The organism is Pedobacter sp. AK013, assembly GCF_014205835.1.
Classification (GTDB): Bacteria; Bacteroidota; Bacteroidia; order Sphingobacteriales; family Sphingobacteriaceae; genus Pedobacter.
Map to the genome: position 1 here is coordinate 1 of NZ_JACHCQ010000080.1, position 2015 is coordinate 2015.

General features: G+C 48.8%; 1 protein-coding gene. It reads left to right on the forward strand.

What is annotated here, in order from left to right; all coding sequences use genetic code 11:
- Positions 1-2015, forward strand: a 2015-nt coding sequence (locus tag HDC90_RS25250) for a hypothetical protein (protein ID WP_221451950.1), incomplete at both ends; no start/stop codon positions are given.

A 2015-nucleotide genomic window follows, 5' to 3' on the forward strand; every position in this document is an offset into this window, starting at 1 on the left:
TGCTCCAACAGGAACAGGAGCTACTGGTGATACTTATATTAATACCACTACCGGTGAAACCTATGTTTACAACGGTACGACCTGGGTTTCTACTGGCAATATTAAAGGACCACAGGGCGATCCTGGTGTTGCAGGCCCACAAGGTGCAGTTGGTCCGCAAGGTATTGCAGGACCTCAAGGTCTTGCTGGAACTAACGGTACAAACGGCACAAATGGCGTTGATGGAAAATCGGTAACCAGCGGTGCTGGTGCTCCAACAGGAACAGGAGCTACTGGTGATACTTATATTAATACCACTACCGGCGAAACCTATGTTTACAATGGTACAACCTGGGTTTCTACGGGCAATATTAAAGGACCACAGGGCGATCCTGGTGTTGCAGGCCCACAAGGTGCAGTTGGTCCGCAAGGTGTTGCAGGGCCCCAAGGTGTTGCGGGAACTAATGGTACAAATGGAGTTGATGGGAAATCGGTAACCAGCGGTACTACTGCTCCAACAGGAACAGGAGCTACTGGTGATACTTATATTAATACCACTACAGGTGAAACCTATGTTTACAATGGTACAACCTGGGTTTCTACTGGCAACATTAAAGGACCACAGGGCGATCCTGGTGTTGCAGGCCCACAAGGTGCAGTTGGTCCGCAAGGTGTTGCAGGACCTCAAGGTATTGCTGGAACAAACGGTACAAACGGCACAAATGGCGTTGACGGAAAATCGGTAACCAGTGGTACTGGTGCTCCGACAGGAACAGGGGCTACTGGTGATACTTATATCAATACCACTACAGGTGAAACCTATGTTTACAATGGTACAACCTGGGTTTCTACTGGCAACATTAAAGGACCACAAGGAGATCCTGGTGCAACTGGTGCTGCTGGTCCACAAGGAATTCAAGGTGTTGCGGGAACTAATGGTACAAATGGAGTTGATGGGAAATCGGTAACCAGCGGTACTACTGCTCCGACAGGAACAGGAGCTACTGGTGATACTTATATCAATACCACTACAGGTGAAACCTATATTTACAATGGTACGACCTGGGTTTCTACTGGCAACATTAAAGGACCACAGGGCGATCCTGGTGTTGCAGGCCCACAAGGTGCAGTTGGTCCGCAAGGTGTTGCAGGACCTCAAGGTATTGCTGGAACAAACGGTACAAACGGCACAAATGGCGTTGATGGAAAATCGGTAACCAGTGGTACTGGTGCTCCGACAGGAACAGGCGCTACTGGTGATACTTATATCAATACCACTACAGGTGAAACCTATGTTTACAATGGTACAACCTGGGTTTCTACTGGCAACATTAAAGGACCACAGGGCGATCCTGGTGTTGCAGGCCCACAAGGTGCAGTTGGTCCGCAAGGTATTGCAGGACCTCAAGGTCTTGCTGGAACTAACGGTACAAACGGCACAAATGGCGTTGATGGAAAATCGGTAACCAGCGGTGCTGGTGCTCCAACAGGAACAGGAGCTACTGGTGATACTTATATTAATACCACTACCGGCGAAACCTATGTTTACAATGGTACAACCTGGGTTTCTACGGGCAATATTAAAGGACCACAGGGCGATCCTGGTGCAACTGGTGCTGCTGGTCCACAAGGAATTCAAGGTGTTGCGGGAACTAATGGTACAAATGGAGTTGATGGGAAATCGGTAACCAGTGGTACTGGTGCTCCGACAGGAACAGGGGCTACTGGTGATACTTATATTAATACCACTACCGGTGAAACCTATGTTTACAATGGTACGACCTGGGTTTCTACTGGCAATATTAAAGGACCACAGGGCGATCCTGGTGCAGTTGGCCCACAAGGTGCAACTGGCGCTACTGGCCCACAAGGGGTTGCTGGAACAAATGGTACAAATGGCACAAATGGCGTTGATGGAAAATCGGTAACCAGTGGTGCTGGTGCTCCAACAGGAACAGGAGCTACTGGTGATACTTATATTAATACCACTACCGGTGAAACCTATGTTTACAACGGTACGACCTGGGTTTCTACTG